Below are 16,742 nucleotides of genomic sequence, written 5' to 3'. Positions count from 1 at the left end.
CAGGATTTGCCGCCATGCCTGCCTTGTTGTCCCCTGCCAATACCGACCACCACAAGGTGGTCATCGTCGGTGCCGGTGCCGCCGGTATCGCCACTGCTTCCAGCCTGATCAGCCGCGACCCATCGTTGGACGTGGTCTTGATCGACCCTGCCGAAGTGCACTACTACCAACCCGGCTGGACCATGGTCGGTGCCGGTGTGTTCAAGGCACCCAGCACTGCCCGCACCATGGCGTCGACCATTCCTCGCGGTGTGCGCTGGGTCAAGGCGCGGGTAAAGGGATTCGACCCATTGGCCCAGTTGGTCATCCTCGATGATGGTCGCGCCATCAGCTATGAACAGCTGATCGTCTGCCCCGGCCTCAAGCTAGACTGGGCGGCCATCGATGGGCTCAGCGAGACCCTGGGCCGCAACGGTGTCACCTCCAACTACCGCTACGACCTGGCACCCTATACCTGGGAACTGGTGCAAAAGCTCAAGCAAGGACGCGCGTTGTTCAGCCAGCCGCCCATGCCGATCAAGTGCGCCGGTGCACCACAGAAGGCGCTGTATCTGTCTTGCGACCACTGGCTGCGCCATGGCCATTTGGGGGCGGTGAAAGCCAGCTTCTACAATGCGGGTGCCGTACTGTTCGGTGTCGCGGATTACGTGCCCGCGCTGATGAAGTACATCGAAAAATACGCCGTCGACCTCAACTTCTCCCACAGGTTGGTTGCCGTAGACGGCCCGGGAAAGCGCGCTACATTCTTGCGTACCTTGCCCGATGGCAGCAGCGAAACGCGCATCGAGGTCTTTGACATGCTGCACGTGGTACCGCCACAGGTGGCGCCAGACTTCATTCGCGAAAGCCCCTTGGCTGATAGCTCCGGCTGGGTTGACGTCGATCCGCATACCCTGCGCCATCGCAAATACACCAACGTTCATGCCCTGGGTGACGTGGCTAACACCAGCAATGCCAAGACCGCCGCTGCGGCGCGCAAGCAGGCACCGGTGGTCGCCAACAATGTGCTGGTGGCGCTGGGCAGGCTGGCGACCCTGGCCCAGTACGACGGCTATGGCTCGTGCCCGCTTACCGTCGAGCGCGGCAAGATCGTCCTGGCCGAATTCACCTATGGCGGCAAGCTGGCACCGAGCTTCCCCAACTGGTTACTCGATGGCCGCAAGCCGACACGCCTGGCCTGGCTGCTCAAGGCACAGGCGCTGCCACCGTTGTACTGGCAAGGCATGCTCAAGGGGCGCGAGTGGTTGGCACGCCCGCAGCTGGTAGCCGAGGGTGGGCAGTGATCGAGCATCAACTGTTAGGGGCGGGCCTTGGCGCAATCATCGGCGCTGTGCTGGCGCTGACCGGCGCAGGCGGTGGCATTCTCGCTGTACCCTTGCTGGTGTTCGGCCTGGGGCTATCGATGGTCGAAGCGGCACCGGTGGGCCTGTTGGCTGTAGGTTTGGCTGCAGCGGTTGGCGCAGTGCTGGGCTTGCGCCAAGGGCTGGTGCGTTATCGGGCTGCGCTGTTCATTGCGTTGGTTGGTGTGGCAGCAGCGCCGTTCGGGCTGATGCTGGCGCACCGCCTGCCGAATACACCGTTGCAGTTGGTATTCGCCGGCGTGCTGGTTTATGCCTGCCTGCGTATCTGGCGCAAGGCGGCCAAAGAACTGCGTGGCGAAGCCAATGACGCTCATCGCTTTATCGAGCCGTGTGTGCTGAACCCGTTGCAGGGGCGTTTGCGCTGGACCCTACCCTGCGCGCGCGCATTGGCATTCACGGGTGCCTTGTCCGGGTTGTTGTCCGGCCTGCTCGGCGTGGGTGGGGGGTTCGTCATCATCCCTGCCCTGAACCGCTACACCAACCTGCGCATGGCCAGCATCGTTTCCACTTCGCTGGCGGTGATTGCCTTGGTCTCTACCGGCAGTGTGGTCAGCGCCAGCCTTGCGGGCGTCATGCACTGGCAGGTTGGCGCCCCGTTTGCCGTCGGCGCGGTGCTCGGCCTGCTGCTGTCGCGACCCTTGGCAGCCAGGTTGGCCGGGCCGCGTCTGCAGCAGATGTTTGCCGTGGCAGGTTGGGCCGCTGCCCTGTTGTTGGCCGGCAAGGCACTACTCGGCTAGCAACTCGCTTTGTTCGGCCGCGCACAACGCCAGCAGGTAGTCCCACACCACCCGCAGGCGCACAGACTTGTGCAACTCGCGTCGGGTGCAGATCCAGTAGCTGCGCTGGATGGTTTCTCCCGGCAGCACGCGCACCAGTGTCGGGTCGTGGCGGGCCATGTAGTTGGGCAGCACGGCGATGCCCAGCCCGGCGCGGGCGGCGGCTTGCTGGGCGATCACGCTGGTGCTGCGAAACACCACGTTGGGTGCTCGGCAGAAACTGTTGAGAAACAGCAGTTCCTGGCTGAACAGCAAATCGTCAACGTAGCCGATCCAGCTGTGCCGGGCCAAGTCTTCGCGGTTGCGCAGTGGCGGTGCGCGGTCCAGGTAGTCCTGGCTGGCGTACAGCGCCAAGCGGTAGTCGGTGAGTTTGCGGGTGATCAGCAGATCGGCGTTGGGTCGCTCCAGATGGATGCTGATTTCTGCCTCGCGGTTGAGGATGCTGACGAAACGCGGCACCGCTACCAGTTCCACCTCCAGGCCGGGGTAGCGCTCGAACAACGCGTTCATGCGTGGGGTGAAGAACATGATGCCGATGCCTTCGGTTACCCCCAGGCGAATCTTGCCCAGTGGGGTGATGGCCTGGGTGATTTCCTCCTGTGCCAGCAAGGCGACGTTCTCCATGGCTTCGGCATGCTTGAGCAGGGCTTGGCCCGAGGGGGTCAGCTCGTAGCCCTGGGCATGCTGCACGAACAGCGCGGTTCCCAGGCTCTGCTCGATGCTCTCGATATGCCGGGCCACGGTGCTGTGGGTAGTGTTCAGGCGCTTGGCGGCGGTCAGCAGGCGGCCGCTGCGCTGCAACTCGAGGAAAAACCGCAGATCATTCCAGTCGAACATGCTTGTCCTTTATGGCAGTTCGTTCCGGCCTCTTCACGGGCATGCCCCACAGGTGCGGTGAACACCCTGAAGGTAACGTGATCCCTGAGGTGCGGGCGAGCCCGCGAAAAGGTCGGTACAGGCTTGCCACTGTGCTAAAACGCACAGCGGCTGCGCGAAATCTCGTGTTTCATCCACGAAATTACTCACTAAGATGGATCGGGACAAGAATAAAAAACAGGCGCGAGGTTGCACATGCCATCAGCCGATTCTGTCTTCGACTACGTGGTCGTAGGGGCCGGTCCCGCCGGATGCCTGCTGGCCAATCGTTTGTCCGCCGACCCTTCCTGCCGCGTGCTGCTGCTGGAGGCGGGTGGCCGCGACAATTATCCCTGGATCCACATCCCCGTCGGTTACCTCTACTGCATCGGCAACCCGCGCACAGACTGGTGCTTCAAGACCGAGGCACAGCCTGGCCTCGGCGGTCGCGCTTTGGGTTATCCAAGGGGCAAGGTGCTAGGTGGCTGTTCGTCGATCAACGGCATGATCTACATGCGGGGCCAAGCCGCCGACTATGACCATTGGGCCGCGCAAGGCAACGACGGCTGGGCGTGGAAAGATGTGTTACCGCTGTTCAAGGCCAGCGAAAACCACTTTGCCGGCGCCAGCGAGCACCACGGCGCGGAGGGCGAATGGCGGGTCGAGCGCCAACGCTACAGCTGGCCGATCCTTGATGCTTTCCGTGATGCCGCCGAGCAGAGTGGTATTGGCAAGGTCGACGATTTCAACACCGGCGACAACCAGGGTTGTGGATATTTTCAGGTCAACCAGCGCAGTGGTGTGCGCTGGAACGCTTCCAAAGCTTTCCTGCGGCCGATCAAGGATCGCGCCAACCTCACTGTGCTGACCGGCGTGCAGGTTGACCAGGTACTGCTCGACAACACCCGCGCACGGGCGGTGAAGGCGCTCTGGCAAGGGGCCTGGCATGAGTTTGCGGCGCGCCGCGAGATCATTCTCTGTGCTGGGGCGGTTGGTTCTCCGGGCATCCTCCAGCGCTCCGGCATCGGCCCGCGTCAGTTGCTGGAAAGCTTGGGTATTGGTGTTCGCCACGATATGCCAGGCGTTGGTGGCAACTTGCAGGACCACCTGCAACTGCGCCTGATTTACCAGATCCGCAACACCCGTACCTTGAACCAGATGGCCAACAGCCTGTGGGGCAAGATGGGCATGGGCCTGCGTTACCTCTACGACCGTAGCGGGCCGCTGGCCATGGCGCCGAGCCAGTTAGGCGCGTTCGTGCGTTCAAGCCCTGAACAGGCCACCGCCAACCTTCAGTATCACGTGCAGCCGCTGTCACTGGAACGCTTCGGTGAGCCGTTGCATCAGTTCCCGGCCTTTACGGCTTCGGTGTGCAACCTGCGCCCGGTCAGCCGCGGGCGCATCGACATCTGCAGCACCGACATGAACAGCACGCCGCTGATCGACCCCAATTACCTCAGTGCTCCGCAGGACTTGCGGGTTGCTGCCGATGCCATTCGCCTTACCCGGCGCATCGTCCAGGCCCCTGCCCTCGCCGCTTTCGAGCCCAAGGAATATTTGCCGGGCCCAGCGCTGCAAAGCGAGGAAGAACTGTTCGAGGCCGCTGGCAAGATCGGCACCACCATCTTCCACCCGGTCGGTACCTGTCGCATGGGCAACGGTGCCATGGACGTTGTGGATAACCAGCTGCGCGTGCATGGCATCCCCGGTCTTCGTGTGGCTGATGCTTCGATCATGCCGCAGATAACGTCCGGCAATACCTGTTCCCCCACCCTGATGATCGCCGAAAAGGCGGCGCAACTGATCCTCAAAGGAGCTGCTACCCAGACCTACCTGAACGAAGACGCGTTACCGACGCCCTGACCCGGGTGCGTGCAGTACCGGCGGCTTGCGGTCAGAAGTCGCCGACAGTGGAACAACAAGAATAATCACTGTGGCCTAAGGGCCGAGGACAGCAACGATGTCGGATTACATCCAAGAGCAGGGTGCGGCGGCCAGCAGCTCCAGCCGCCGTGAAGAACGCAAGATCATTTTCGCGTCATCCCTCGGGACGGTTTTCGAGTGGTATGACTTTTTTCTCTATGGTGCGCTGGCAGCGGTCATCAGCAAGCAGTTCTTCGCTGGCGTGAACGATACCACCGCTTTCATCTTCGCCCTGATGGCCTTTGCTGCGGGCTTTCTGGTGCGGCCGTTTGGCGCGCTGGTGTTCGGCCGCCTGGGTGACATGATCGGGCGCAAGTACACCTTCCTGGTCACCATCGTGCTGATGGGCCTGTCCACTTTCGCTGTGGGGTTGTTGCCCACCTACGCCAGCATCGGCATCGCCGCACCGATCATCCTGGTGATCCTGCGCATGCTTCAGGGGCTGGCGCTGGGCGGTGAGTATGGCGGTGCCGCCACTTACGTGGCCGAGCATGCGCCGCCCGGCAAGCGTGGCTTGCATACCGGTTTCATCCAGTCCACCGCAACGTTGGGCCTGTTGTTGTCGCTGTTGGTGGTGCTGGGTAGCCGGTATGTCAGTGGCGACCAGTTCGAAACCTGGGGCTGGCGCTTGCCGTTCCTGCTGTCGATCGTGCTGCTGGCGATCTCCACCTGGATTCGCATGAGCATGCACGAGTCGCCGGCCTTTGTGAAAATGAAGGCTCAGGGCAAGGTCAGCAAGTCGCCCATCCGTGAGTCATTCACCTCCTGGCCAAACCTGAAAGTGGTGCTTACCGCCCTGTTCAGCATCAACGCGGGGCAGGCTGTGACCTTCTACACGGCGCAGTTCTACGTTCTGTTCTTCATGACCCAGATGCTGAAAATGGACTCGGCTCAGGCCAACACCCTGCTCATCATCAGCGTTGTGATTGGCGCGCCGTTCTTCGTGTTTTTTGGCTGGTTGTCCGACCGTATCGGCCGCAAGCCGATCCTGATGCTCGGCCTGTTGCTGGCCACGGTACTGTACTTCCCACTGTTCAAGGCGCTGAGCCACTACGCCAACCCGCAGATCGACGCTGCCAGCCGTCAGGCGCCGATCGTGGTCACCGCCGACCCGCAAGGCTGCACATTCCAGTTCGACCCAGTGGGCAAGGCTCGTTTTGACAGCCCGTGCGACAAGGTCAAGACGTTCCTGGTCAAGCAGGGCCTGCCGTACAGCTCGGTAAGCGTGGCCGGCAGTGAAGTGGTGGTGAACATCGGTGACAAGACCATCAACGGCTTTGATGAAACCGCCATGCGTGCTGCAATCGAGCAGGCTGGTTACCCGGCCAAGGCCGACCCTGCGCAGGTTAACCAGGTAATGGTGGTGGTGCTGATCGTGGCGATGATCCTGATCGCGACCATGACCTATGGTCCGTTGGCGGCGGTGATGGTCGAGCTGTTCCCGACCCGCATCCGCTACACCTCGATGTCGCTGCCCTACCACATTGGTAATGGCTGGTTCGGTGGTTTCCTGCCTACCGTATCGTTCGCGCTGGTGGTCTATACCGGGGATATCTTCTACGGGCTGTGGTACCCGGTGCTGGTGACCGGGATCAGCCTGGTGGTAGGGATCTTCTGTCTGAGAGAAACCAAGGATGTAGATATCGACAAAGTCTGATGTCCACATGCCATAAAAAAACCGGCTGTAAAAGCCGGTTTTCTTATGCTTCAAAAAAACTTATGCACGATTTTCAGAAAAAATTCATACAAAGAAATAACTAGAAAATTCATACACTTAGGTATCAATTAAAGCATTTAATCCAAAAACTGCACACAAGTTATCCACAGAAGGTCAAGCCATCTGCTCCTGAGGTTTTTCCGCAGCTGGCGGCAGCGATCCCATGGCCCGCTGGGTCGCTTCGTTCCAAGCTGCAGCGCGGTCGTTGAGTTCGGCAATGGCACGTGGCCCCGTGCCGTTGGCGTACATCGGCTCACCAATTACCACTTCGATTGTACCGGCACGCTTGCCCCAACCGGTCTTGGGCCAGAACTTCCCAGCGTTGTGGGCAATCGGCAGCACCGGCAGCCCGGCATTCACGGCCAGGGCGGTACCGCCGCGCGAGAACTTGCCGATGGTGCCGAACGGTACACGGGTGCCTTCTGGGAAAATCAGCACCCACGTCTTCTGCTTGAGCAGTTCGTCACCCTTGCTCGCCACCTGGCGCAACGCTTCCTTGGGGTTGTCGCGGTTGATCGCGATGGGCCGCAGCATGGCCATGGCCCAGCCGAAGAACGGTACATACAGCAGCTCGCGCTTGAGCACCTGGCTAAGCGGCGAGAAGTACTGGGACAGGAAGAAGGTTTCCCAGGTGCTCTGGTGATTGGACAGAATCACGCAAGGCTCAGCTGGCACGTTCTCGGCGCCAGTGATCTTGTAGTCGATGCCCAGGATGGTGCGCACCAGAAACAGCGCGCAGCGGCACCAGTACACGTTGATGAACTTGTAGCGCTTGGGGAACGACAGGAACGGCGCGACGAAGAAGCTCAGCGAGCACCACAGCAGCGAACTGGTGCCCAGCAGCAGGTAAAAAAGAAAGATTCTGATCGCCTGCAGGATCGACATAGTGGCTTGTACCATTGCGGGGCATGCCCGCCTGAAGAAAAATGCGCCAGAAGGCGCACTGTTTAAATTAGTTCTCTGGCGATAGCTGCCAGATCGTCGAAAATCAGTGTAGTTTCCGGGACGCCTTTTTCCAGGGTCCGCTCGCCCTTGCCGGTCTTCACCAGCACGGGTTGTGCACCGACGGCCAGGGCGGCCTCCAGGTCACCTTTGCTGTCGCCGACGAACCAGACGCCTTCAAGGCCGATCTGGTAATGCTCGGCGATCGCCCGCAGCATGCCGGGCTTGGGCTTGCGGCAATCGCACCCTTCGTCCGGCCCATGCGGGCAATACACGATGTGGCCCACCTCACCGCCCTGCTCGGCCACCAGCGCGCGCAGGCGCGCGTGCATGGCCTCAAGGGTTGCCAGCGGGTAGTAGCCACGGGCAATGCCGGACTGGTTGGTGGCCACGGCCACCGTCCAGCCCGCCTTGCTCAACTGCGCGATCGCATCGACCGAACCGGGGATCGGCACCCATTCTTCCAGCGTCTTGATGTACGCATCGGAGTCGTAGTTGATCACCCCGTCACGGTCGAGAATCAGCAGTTTCAAGGCTTACCCCAGCAGCGAAATGTCAGCCACGCCCAGGAACAGGCCGCGCAGACGGCTGAGCAGGGCATAACGGTTGGCACGTACCTTGGCGTCTTCGGCGTTGACCATGACCGCCTCGAAGAAGGCATCGACCGGGTCACGCAGGGCCGCCAGGCGGGCCAGCGATTCGCTGTACTGACGTGCCGCAGCCATCGGTTGCACGGCCTGGTCGGCCTGCTGGATGGCCGAGTACAGGGAGAACTCGTTGGCATTGTCGAAGTACTTCGGCTCGACCTGCTCGGCGATGGCACCTTCGGCCTTGCTCAGCAGGTTCGACACGCGCTTGTTCACCGCGGCCAGGGCCTCGGCTTCCGGCAGTTTGCGGAACGCCTGCACGGCTTGTACGCGCTGGTCGAAGTCCAGGGCGGAGCCTGGCTGCAGTGCGCGTACCGACAGGTACGTGGCCACGTCGATGCCTTCGTCTTCGTAACGCGCGCGCAGGCGGTCGAAAATGAACTCCAGTACTTGCTCGGCCAGGCCGGGGGCCTTGACCTTGGCGCCGAACTGCTTGACCGCAAACTCGACTGCACCGGTCAGGTCCAGGTCCAGTTGCTTCTCGATCAGGATACGCAGCACGCCCAGAGCCGCACGGCGCAGGGCGTACGGGTCCTTGCTGCCGGTAGGCAGCATGCCGATGCCAAAGATACCCACCAGGGTGTCGAGCTTGTCGGCGATGGCCACAGCAGCACCGGTGAGGGTCTGCGGCAGCTCGGCGCCTGCACCGCGCGGCATGTACTGCTCGTTCAGGGCCAGGGCTACGTCTTCCGGCTCACCGTCGTTGAGCGCGTAGTAGTAACCGGCAACACCCTGCATTTCAGGGAATTCGCCGACCATCTCGGTGGCCAGGTCGCACTTCGACAGCAGGCCGGCACGGCCAGCGCGCTGGGCGTCGCCGCCGATCAGCGGAGCAATGAAGGCGGCCAGCCTGGAAACACGTTCGGCCTTGTCGTACACGGTGCCGAGCTGAGCCTGGAACACCACGTTCTTGAGGCGCTCGTTGAAGGTTTCCAGTGGCTGCTTCTTGTCCTGCTTGAAGAAGAACTCGGCGTCGGTCAGGCGCGGGCGCACGACTTTTTCGTTGCCTTGCACGATCTGCTTCGGGTCGCGGCTTTCGACGTTGGCCACGGTAATGAAGCGCGGCAGCAGCTTGCCTTCGCTGTCCAGCAGGCAGAAGTACTTCTGGTTGTCCTGCATGGTGGTAATCAGGGCTTCCTGCGGCACCTCAAGGAAACGCTCTTCGAACGAGCACACCAGCGGCACTGGCCATTCGACCAGAGCAGTCACTTCGTCCAGCAGCGCCGGCGGCACGATGGCCGTGCCTTCCTGCTGCATGGCAAGCTCAGCGGTACGCTTGCTGATCAGCTCGCGGCGTTCGGCGAAGTCGGCCAGCACGTGAGCTTTACGCAGGTCTTCGACATAGTTGGCCGGGGTAGTGATGACCACGGTTTCCGGATGATGGAAGCGGTGGCCACGGGATTCACGGCCGGCCTTCTGCGACAGAATGGTGCAGTCGACCACCTGGTCGCCCAGCAGCATTACCAGCCATTGGGTCGGGCGCACGAACTCTTCACGGCTGGCCGCCCAGCGCATGCGCTTGGGGATCGGCAGGTCGTTCAGCGAATCTTCGACGATGGTCGGCAGCAGGTCAGTGGTGGCCTTGCCCGGGATGTGCTGGGAGAAGCGCAGCTTGGGGCCGCTCTGGTCGATTTCGGCCAGTTCCACGCCGCACTTCTTGGCGAAGCCCAGCGCAGCCTGGGTCGGCTCGCCTTCGGCGTTGAAGGCAGCCTGCAGGGGCGGGCCGTCGATGTTGATGCTGCGGTCAGGCTGCTGCACGTCCAGCTGGCGAATCAGCACGGCCAGACGACGCGGCGCGGCGTACACCTGCTTGCCGGCGTAGTTCAGGCCAGCAGCCTGCAGGCCTTTTTCGATACCGGCCAGGAAGGCGTCGCCGAGGCTGGCGAGGGCCTTGGGTGGCAGCTCTTCGGTGCCCAGTTCTACCAGAAAATCTTGAGCACTCATTGTGCAGCCTCCAGCTTAGCCAACACTTCGTCACGCAGTTCAGGGGTGGCCATCGGGAAGCCCAGGCGTGCGCGGGCTTGCAGATAGCTTTGCGCCACGTCCCGGGCCAGGGTACGTACACGCAGGATGTAACGCTGGCGCTCGGTTACCGAGATGGCGCGGCGGGCGTCCAGCAGGTTGAAGGTATGCGATGCCTTCAGGACCATTTCATAGGTCGGCAGCGGCAGCTCCAGCTTGATCAGGCGGTTGGCTTCGCTTTCGTAGAAATCGAACAGCTCGAACAGTTTGTCGACGTTTGCATGTTCAAAGTTGTAGGTCGACTGCTCCACCTCGTTCTGGTGGAACACGTCGCCATAGGTGACCTTGCCGAACGGGCCGTCGGCCCACACCAGGTCGTACACCGAATCGACGCCCTGGATGTACATGGCCAGGCGCTCCAGGCCGTAGGTGATTTCACCGGTGACCGGGTAGCACTCGATGCCGCCAACCTGCTGGAAGTAGGTGAACTGGGTCACTTCCATGCCGTTGAGCCAGATTTCCCAGCCCAGACCCCAGGCGCCGAGGGTCGGCGATTCCCAGTTGTCTTCGACGAAACGAATGTCGTGCACCAACGGATCCAGGCCGATGGCTTTCAGCGAGCCGAGGTACAGCTCCTGGAAGTTGGCCGGGTTCGGTTTGAGCACCACCTGGAACTGGTAGTAGTGCTGCAGGCGGTTGGGGTTTTCGCCATACCGCCCGTCGGCAGGACGACGGCTCGGCTGCACATAGGCGGCGTTCCAGGTTTCTGGACCCACGGCGCGCAGGAATGTAGCGGTGTGGAAAGTGCCGGCGCCTACTTCCATATCGTAGGGCTGAAGTACCACACAACCTTGAGCTGCCCAGTAGTTCTGCAGGGCAAGGATCAGGTCTTGGAAGGTACGCACGGCTGGCGTAGGCTGGCTCACGAAATTCACCTGTATCTGGGGATGCGGATGTAAAGAGCGGGAGTATAACCTGATTCGCCTCGCCCTCTACTCATTGGAGCCTTATGCCACGCTGCTTTTGGTGTACCGACGATCCGTTGTACCAGGCCTACCACGACCAGGAATGGGGGATGCCACAGCGCGACCCGGCGTTGCTCTTCGAGATGCTTTTGCTCGAAGGGTTCCAGGCAGGGCTTTCATGGATTACCGTTTTGCGCAAACGCGAGCGTTATCGCCAGGTGATGTACGGCTTCGACCCCGTAAAGCTGGCGGCCATGGGCGACGAACGCATCGAAGAATTGATGCAGGATGCAGGCATCATCCGCAATCGCCTCAAGCTCAAGGCTGCGCGGCGCAACGCCCAGGCCTGGCTGGCTGTGGATAACCCCGCCGAATGGCTGTGGTCGTTCGTCGGCGGCTCGCCAAAGATCAACCACTTCAAGGCGCGCGGCGACGTGCCAGCTGTTACCGATGAAGCCAAGGCAATGAGCAAGGCCTTGCAGAAAGCTGGCTTCACGTTCGTCGGTCCGACCATCTGCTACGCCTTCATGCAGGCCACCGGCATGGTCATGGACCACACCACCGACTGCGATCGCTACGCCGCCTTGTTGCGCTGAGGGGTTACAATGCGCGCCTTGCTGAAATAAGGAATTCGCCTGTGGAAAAGTTCAAGGGCGCCCTGATGGTCGGGGTGCTGCGCCTGTTTGCCAAGCTGCCCTGGGGCGCTGTGCAGCGTGTCGGCGCCGGTATTGGCTGGCTGATGTGGAAAATCCCCAACAGTTCGCGCAACGTGGTACGGATCAACCTGGCCAAGTGCTTCCCGGAGATGGACCCGGTTGCCCGTGAGCAACTGGTGGGCCAGGCGCTGCGGGATATCGGTAAATCCTTTGTCGAAAGTGCCTGTGCCTGGATCTGGCCGCCACAACGCTCGCTGGAGCTGGTCAAGGAAGTGCATGGCCTGGAAGTGCTGGAGCAGGCTTTGGCCTCAGGTAAAGGGGTGGTCGGCATCACCAGCCACCTGGGCAACTGGGAAGTGTTGAACCACTTCTACTGCAACCAGTGCAAACCGATCATCTTCTACCGCCCGCCGAAGCTGAAGGCGGTGGATGATCTGCTGCGCGAGCAGCGCGTGCAGATGGGCAATCGCGTGGCACCGTCGACCAAGGAAGGCATCCTCAGCGTGATCAAGGAAGTGCGCCGTGGTGGCCAGGTGGGTATTCCTGCCGACCCGGAGCCGGCGGAATCGGCGGGCGTGTTCGTGCCGTTCCTCGGCACCCAGGCGCTGACCAGCAAGTTCGTGCCGAACATGCTGGCCGGTGGCAAGGCGGTAGGTGTGTTCCTGCATGCGCTGCGGTTGCCGGATGGCTCGGGCTTCAAGGTGTTCCTGGAGGCGGCGCCAGAGGGGATGTACAGCACCGACGTGAATGTGTCGGCGGCGGCGATGAGCAAGGTGGTCGAGCGCTATGTGCGCGAGTACCCCAGCCAGTACATGTGGAGCATGAAGCGCTTCAAGAAGCGCCCGGCTGGCGAGCCGCGCTGGTATTAAGCCATTCACCGCCCTCTGGTAGGAGCGGGTTTACCCGCGAATGCGATGTTGGATTCACCGACGCATTCGCGGGTAAACCCGCTCCTACAAGGGCCGCGTCAACCCGCTGCTTTGTTGAGCTTCTTCAGGAATACGGTCATCTCTTTTTCGGCCTGCTTGTCACCATGGGCCTGCGCCGCCACGATCCCGTCTTCCCACGCCTTGCGCGCCGCCGCCAGCTCGCCCTGCAGCTGATAGGCCTTGCCCAGCAGCTTCCATGCTGCCGAGTATTTCGGATCCTGCTCTACACAGCGCGCCAGGTGCACCGCTGCTTCAGCGCCGTTGCCTTCATCCAGCCAGGCCTTGCCCAGGCCAAACCTCAGCAGCGGGTTATCCACACCTTTGGCCAGCATCTTCTCCAGCGATTCGCGCATGCCCTCTTCTCCTAGAAGAAACTCAAGCCGACGTGGAACAGCTTCTCCACATCACGAATGTGCTTTTTATCCACAACGAACAGGATCACATGGTCACCCGATTCGATCACGGTGTCGTCGTGGGCAATCATCACCTCTTCGTCACGGATGATCGCGCCGATGGTGGTTCCCGGTGGCAGGGCAATGTTCTCGACCGCCTTGCCGACCACCTTGCTCGACTTCGAATCGCCATGTGCCACCGCCTCGATCGCTTCGGCCGCACCGCGGCGCAGCGAGTGCACGCTGACAATGTCGCCCCGGCGCACGTGCGCCAGCAGGGTACCGATGGTGGCCAGCTGCGGGCTGATGGCAATGTCGATATCACCGCCCTGTACCAGGTCGACATAAGCCGGGTTGTTGATGATGGTCATCACCTTGCCTGCGCCCAGGCGCTTGGCCAGCAGCGACGACATGATGTTGGCTTCGTCATCGTTGGTCAGGGCCAGGAAAATATCGGCGTCGGCGATGTTCTCTTCGAGCATCAGGTCTTTGTCCGAAGCGCTGCCCTGCAGCACCACAGTGCTTTCGAGGGTATCGGAGAGGTGCCGACAACGCGCCGGGCTCATCTCGATGATCTTCACCTGATATCGGCTTTCGATGGCTTCCGCCAGGCGCTCGCCGATCTGCCCGCCGCCCGCGATGACAATGCGTTTATTGGTCTCGTCGATGCGGCGCAGTTCGCCCATCACCGCACGGATATCCTTCTTCGCGGCAATGAAGAACACCTCGTCGTCGGCTTCGATCACCGTGTCGCCACGCGGGGTGATCGGCCGGTCGCGACGGAAGATGGCTGCCACGCGGGTGTCGACGTTGGGCATATGCGCACGGATCTGGCGCAATTGCTGGCCGACCAGCGGGCCGCCATAGTAGGCCTTCACTGCCACGAGCTGGGCCTTGCCCTCGGCGAAGTCGATCACCTGCAGCGAGCCTGGGTGTTCGATCAGGCGCTTGATGTAATTGGTCACCACCTGCTCGGGGCTGATCAGAACGTCGACCGGGATATGGTCGTTGTCGAACAGCTCTTCGCGGGTCAGGTAGGACGATTCGCGCACCCGTGCAATCTTGGTCGGGGTATGGAACAGCGAATAGGCCACCTGGCAGGCAACCATGTTGGTCTCGTCACTGTTGGTTACCGCCACCAGCATGTCGGCGTCGTCGGCACCGGCCTGGCGCAGCACCGTCGGCAGTGAGCCGCGGCCCTGGACGGTGCGGATGTCCAGGCGGTCGCCGAGGTCGCGCAGGCGGTCGCCGTCGGTGTCGACCACGGTAATGTCGTTGGCTTCGCTGGCCAGGTGTTCAGCCAGCGTACCGCCTACCTGCCCTGCGCCGAGGATGATGATCTTCATGCGCTACTCCCTATCCTTTGTTCTTATCCGCGCGAGGCGGCGATCTTGATCAGCTTGGCATAGTAGAAACCGTCGTGGCCGCCTTCCTGGGCCAGCAGCTGACGGCCGTGGGGCTGGCGCAGGCCGGCTTCGGTCGCCAGGTCCAGCTCACGGGCGCCCGGGGTGCGGGCGAGGAAGGCTTTGATCACTTCAGTGTTTTCGGTCGGCAAGCTGGAGCAGGTGGCGTATAGCAGCATGCCGCCCACTTCCAAGGTCGGCCACAGGGCATCCAGCAGCTCGCCTTGCAGCGTGGCCAAAGCCGGGATGTCGTCGGCTTGGCGGGTCAGCTTGATGTCCGGGTGGCGGCGAATCACGCCGGTGGCCGAGCACGGCGCGTCGAGCAGAATGCGCTGGAATGGCTTGCCGTCCCACCAGCTGGCAGTGTCGCGGGCATCGCAGGCGATCAGCTCGGCGTCCAGCTGCAGGCGGTCGAGGTTTTCTCGCACGCGGGTCAGCCGCTTGGCTTCGAGATCGATGGCCACCATGTGCGCCAGGCCAGCCTCGGCCTCCAGCAGGTGGCAGGTTTTGCCGCCCGGTGCGCAGCAAGCATCGAGCACGCGTTGACCGGGGGCCAGTTCCAGCAGGTCGGCAGATAGCTGCGCAGCTTCGTCCTGCACGCTCACCCAGCCTTCGGCGAAGCCTGGCAGGCCGCGCACGTCGCAGGCTTCGGCCAGCACGATGCCATCCCGGCTGTACTGGCATGCGCTGGCGCCGATGCCGGCTTCGGCCAGCAGTGCCAGGTAGGCATCGCGGCTATGGTGACGGCGATTGACCCGCAGAATCATCGGTGGGTGGGCATTGTTGGCGGCGCAGATGGCTTCCCACTGCTCTGGCCAGAAAGCTTTCAGCGCTTTTTGCAGCCAGCGCGGGTGCGCGGTACGCACCACCGGGTCGCGCTCCATGCCGGCGAGCAGCTCCTCGCCTTCGCGCTGTGCACGGCGCAGTACGGCATTGAGCAGGCCCTTGGCCCACGGCTTCTTCAGTTTGTCGGCACAGCCCACGGTCTCGCCGATGGCGGCATGGGCCGGAATGCGCGTGTAGAACAGCTGGTACAGGCCAACCAGCAGCAGGGCCTGAACATCGGCATCGGCTGCTTTGAAGGGTTTTTGCAGCAGCTGTGCGGCCAGCAGGTCGAGGCGTGGCTGCCAGCGTGCGGTGCCGAACGCCAGGTCTTGGGTCAGGCCGCGGTCGCGTTCATCTACCTTGTCCAGTTGCGCCGGCAGCGAGCTGTTCAGCGAAGCCTTGCCGCTGAGCACAGCAGCAAGCGCACGGGCGGCGGCGAGGCGTGGGTTCATTGGCCCAGCACCTTGCCGGCGGCGAACTTCTCGCGGCGGCTGTTGAACAGGTCACTGAAGCTCAATGCCTTGCCGCCAGGCAGTTGCAGGCGGGTCAGGCTCAGGGCTTGGTCACCGCACGCAACTACGAGGCCGTCCTTGCTGGCGGAAAGTATCTCGCCCGGGGCGCCTTGGCCTGTGGACAGGTTGGCGGCCAGCACCTTGACGCTTTCACCGTCCAGCATGCTGTGGCACACCGGCCATGGGTTGAAGGCGCGGATCAGGCGTTCCAGCTCGACGGCCGGGCGGGTCCAGTCGATACGCGCTTCGTCCTTGTTCAGTTTGTGCGCGTAGGTGGCCAGCGCATCGTCCTGTATTTCGCCTTGCAGCGAACCGTCAGCCAGGCCGGCGATGGCCTGAACGACTGCGGGCGGGCCCATTTCGGCCAGGCGATCGTGCAAGGTGCCGCCGGTGTCCTCGGCGCTGATCGGGGTGACGACCTTGAGCAGCATCGGGCCGGTGTCCAGGCCGGCCTCCATGCGCATCACGGTCACGCCGCTTTCAGCGTCGCCAGCTTCCACGGCACGCTGGATCGGCGCGGCACCGCGCCAGCGTGGCAGCAGGGAAGCGTGGCTGTTGATGCAACCCAGGCGCGGGATATCCAGCACCACCTGCGGCAGGATCAGGCCGTAGGCGACCACTACCATCAGGTCTGGTTTCAGTGCGGCCAGTTCGGCCTGCGCATCGGCATTGCGCAGGGTCTGCGGCTGGAACACCGGGATGTCATGGGCCACGGCCAGTGCCTTGACCGCACTTGGCATCAGCTTTTGGCCACGGCCGGCCGGGCGGTCGGGCTGGGTGTAGACGGCCACGATCTCGTAGGGGCTGTCGAGCAGGGCCTTGAGGTGTTCGGCGGCAAACTCTGGAGTGCCTGCAAAGACGATGCGCATGGAGTTCT

The 16,742-nt window shown here is 62.4% G+C and carries 15 protein-coding genes; 6 read left to right on the top strand and 9 right to left on the bottom strand.

Annotated elements, in window-relative coordinates; all coding sequences use genetic code 11:
- Nucleotides 1-14: 14 nt before the first annotated feature.
- Nucleotides 15-1,283 carry an FAD/NAD(P)-binding oxidoreductase gene (locus BJQ17_RS00645; protein WP_070095367.1) on the top strand — a complete coding sequence of 423 codons (1,269 nt, stop codon included), beginning with the start codon at nucleotides 15-17 and terminating at the stop codon, nucleotides 1,281-1,283.
- A complete protein-coding gene (locus tag BJQ17_RS00640) occupies nucleotides 1,280-2,098 on the top strand; it encodes a sulfite exporter TauE/SafE family protein (protein ID WP_047603759.1) in 819 nt (272 codons plus the stop codon). The genes BJQ17_RS00645 and BJQ17_RS00640 overlap by 4 nt, the downstream gene beginning before the upstream one ends.
- On the opposite strand, the gene BJQ17_RS00635 is transcribed toward BJQ17_RS00640, so the two are convergent.
- Nucleotides 2,087-2,974 (bottom strand): LysR family transcriptional regulator, encoded by an 888-nt coding sequence (locus tag BJQ17_RS00635; protein WP_003253138.1) that lies wholly within the window; start codon nucleotides 2,972-2,974, stop codon nucleotides 2,087-2,089. The genes BJQ17_RS00640 and BJQ17_RS00635 overlap by 12 nt on opposite strands.
- Before the next feature lie 234 nt (nucleotides 2,975-3,208).
- Between BJQ17_RS00635 and BJQ17_RS00630 the strand changes: the two genes are divergently transcribed.
- Complete coding sequence (locus BJQ17_RS00630) at nucleotides 3,209-4,855, top strand: GMC family oxidoreductase (RefSeq protein ID WP_070095366.1); 1,647 nt, start codon at nucleotides 3,209-3,211, stop codon at nucleotides 4,853-4,855.
- 97 nt (nucleotides 4,856-4,952) lie between these two features.
- Complete coding sequence (locus tag BJQ17_RS00625; RefSeq protein WP_011953118.1) at nucleotides 4,953-6,572, top strand: MFS transporter; 1,620 nt, start codon at nucleotides 4,953-4,955, stop codon at nucleotides 6,570-6,572.
- 174 nt (nucleotides 6,573-6,746) lie between these two features.
- Here BJQ17_RS00625 and BJQ17_RS00620 read toward each other — a convergent pair whose 3' ends face one another.
- Genes BJQ17_RS00620 through glyQ form a run of 4 tightly spaced genes read right to left on the bottom strand, consistent with a single transcriptional unit; the run spans nucleotide 6,747 to nucleotide 11,109 of the window.
- A complete protein-coding gene (locus BJQ17_RS00620) occupies nucleotides 6,747-7,532 on the bottom strand; it encodes a 1-acyl-sn-glycerol-3-phosphate acyltransferase (RefSeq protein ID WP_010951467.1) in 786 nt (261 codons plus the stop codon).
- A gap of 47 nt (nucleotides 7,533-7,579) precedes the next feature.
- On the bottom strand, nucleotides 7,580-8,107 hold the full coding sequence (gene gmhB, locus BJQ17_RS00615) for a D-glycero-beta-D-manno-heptose 1,7-bisphosphate 7-phosphatase (RefSeq protein ID WP_003253129.1): 528 nt from the start codon (nucleotides 8,105-8,107) through the stop codon (nucleotides 7,580-7,582).
- A 3-nt stretch (nucleotides 8,108-8,110) separates the two neighbouring features.
- A complete protein-coding gene (gene glyS, locus BJQ17_RS00610) occupies nucleotides 8,111-10,165 on the bottom strand; it encodes a glycine--tRNA ligase subunit beta (protein ID WP_004575173.1) in 2,055 nt (684 codons plus the stop codon).
- Complete coding sequence (gene glyQ / locus BJQ17_RS00605; protein WP_003253126.1) at nucleotides 10,162-11,109, bottom strand: glycine--tRNA ligase subunit alpha; 948 nt, start codon at nucleotides 11,107-11,109, stop codon at nucleotides 10,162-10,164. Before glyQ ends, glyS begins: the two co-directional genes overlap by 4 nt.
- An 83-nt stretch (nucleotides 11,110-11,192) precedes the next feature.
- On the opposite strand from glyQ, the gene BJQ17_RS00600 reads away from it, so the two are divergent.
- On the top strand, nucleotides 11,193-11,744 hold the full coding sequence (locus BJQ17_RS00600) for a DNA-3-methyladenine glycosylase I (protein WP_003253123.1): 552 nt from the start codon (nucleotides 11,193-11,195) through the stop codon (nucleotides 11,742-11,744).
- 41 nt (nucleotides 11,745-11,785) lie between these two features.
- Nucleotides 11,786-12,673, top strand: a complete 888-nt coding sequence (locus BJQ17_RS00595) for a lysophospholipid acyltransferase (RefSeq protein WP_070095365.1) — start codon at nucleotides 11,786-11,788, stop codon at nucleotides 12,671-12,673.
- A gap of 98 nt (nucleotides 12,674-12,771) precedes the next feature.
- Here BJQ17_RS00595 and BJQ17_RS00590 read toward each other — a convergent pair whose 3' ends face one another.
- Genes BJQ17_RS00590 through fmt form a run of 4 tightly spaced genes read right to left on the bottom strand, consistent with a single transcriptional unit; the run spans nucleotide 12,772 to nucleotide 16,734 of the window.
- On the bottom strand, nucleotides 12,772-13,086 hold the full coding sequence (locus BJQ17_RS00590) for a tetratricopeptide repeat protein (RefSeq protein ID WP_070095364.1): 315 nt from the start codon (nucleotides 13,084-13,086) through the stop codon (nucleotides 12,772-12,774).
- 11 nt (nucleotides 13,087-13,097) lie between these two features.
- Nucleotides 13,098-14,471 carry a Trk system potassium transporter TrkA gene (gene trkA / locus BJQ17_RS00585; protein ID WP_070095363.1) on the bottom strand — a complete coding sequence of 458 codons (1,374 nt, stop codon included), beginning with the start codon at nucleotides 14,469-14,471 and terminating at the stop codon, nucleotides 13,098-13,100.
- A 23-nt stretch (nucleotides 14,472-14,494) separates the two neighbouring features.
- Nucleotides 14,495-15,805 carry a 16S rRNA (cytosine(967)-C(5))-methyltransferase RsmB gene (rsmB, locus tag BJQ17_RS00580; protein ID WP_003253115.1) on the bottom strand — a complete coding sequence of 437 codons (1,311 nt, stop codon included), beginning with the start codon at nucleotides 15,803-15,805 and terminating at the stop codon, nucleotides 14,495-14,497.
- On the bottom strand, nucleotides 15,802-16,734 hold the full coding sequence (fmt, locus tag BJQ17_RS00575; RefSeq protein ID WP_003253113.1) for a methionyl-tRNA formyltransferase: 933 nt from the start codon (nucleotides 16,732-16,734) through the stop codon (nucleotides 15,802-15,804). The genes rsmB and fmt overlap by 4 nt, the downstream gene beginning before the upstream one ends.
- Nucleotides 16,735-16,742: the final 8 nt, after the last annotated feature.

Origin of the sequence: Pseudomonas sp. NBRC 111139 (assembly GCF_001753955.1) — a bacterium.
GTDB classification, from domain to species: Bacteria; Pseudomonadota; Gammaproteobacteria; order Pseudomonadales; family Pseudomonadaceae; genus Aquipseudomonas; species Aquipseudomonas alloputida.
Note: the sequence above shows the minus strand (reverse complement) of the source record. Positions and strands in the feature narration are given on the sequence as shown.